Source organism: Micromonospora sp. M51, from assembly GCF_018070305.1.
Classification (GTDB): Bacteria; Actinomycetota; Actinomycetes; order Mycobacteriales; family Micromonosporaceae; genus Micromonospora; species Micromonospora parva.
In genome coordinates, this window is sequence record NZ_JAGPXZ010001361.1 from 1 (window position 1) to 728 (window position 728).

The following is a 728-nucleotide window of genomic DNA, read 5'->3' on the forward strand; positions in this document are numbered from 1 at the left end:
GACAACGGCCTGCTCGACCGGGAGGTCCACGATGCCTGACGAGATCCAGGAACGCGCCGGAGTGCCGGTGCTGGTCTGCGACCCCGACGGCCCGCCACTGGCCACCGAGCAGGATGCGCTGGACCTGATCGGGGCGGCGTTCCTCGGCGCCCAGGTGGTCGCCGTGCCGGCCAACCGACTCGACGAACGGTTCTTCTCGCTGGGCACCCGCTTCGCCGGCGACGTGATGCAGAAGTTCGTCAACTACCGGCTGCGACTGGCAGTCGTCGGCGACATCTCGGCGCAGCTCGCGGAGAGTTCTGCGTTGCGCGCGCTCGTGCACGAGTCGAACCGGGGTGGGCACATCTGGTTCCTCCCCGACCTCGACGCGTTGGACACCCGCCTACGCGCCGGCAGATAGCCACCTCACTGGTCAGGCACGACCCGCCATCTCCACCGTGTCCGGCTCCACTCCCCCGACCCGAGCCTGCTCGGCCGCCCAGCGGAGATAGGCCAGCCACTCCTCCGACGACCACCCGTTGCGGCGACCGACGCCCGCCTCGGCCGGGAGCTGGCTGGCCACGACACGGTCGAGGATCAGGGGCTGCACCCCGCCCACCCCGCGGCGGTAGCCGACGAAGTAGAGGACCTTCGTGAACAGGCCCGGCCCCAACCAGGGCAGACGAGCGTGGTCGGGGTCACTGAAGCGGCGGTACGCCGTACACAACGCCTCCTGGTCGGGCGCTGGT

At 70.5% G+C, this 728-nt stretch carries 2 protein-coding genes; one reads left to right on the plus strand and one right to left on the minus strand.

What is annotated here, in order from left to right; translation table 11 throughout:
* Positions 1–31 precede the first annotated feature (31 nt).
* Positions 32–400, plus strand: coding sequence for a DUF4180 domain-containing protein (locus KBX53_RS34830; RefSeq protein ID WP_030331392.1), 369 nt, complete (start codon positions 32–34; stop codon positions 398–400).
* A 12-nt stretch (positions 401–412) separates the two neighbouring features.
* On the opposite strand, the gene KBX53_RS34835 is transcribed toward KBX53_RS34830, so the two are convergent.
* Positions 413–728 (minus strand): hypothetical protein (locus tag KBX53_RS34835; protein WP_210864021.1); only part of this gene is annotated, 316 nt, incomplete at its 5' end.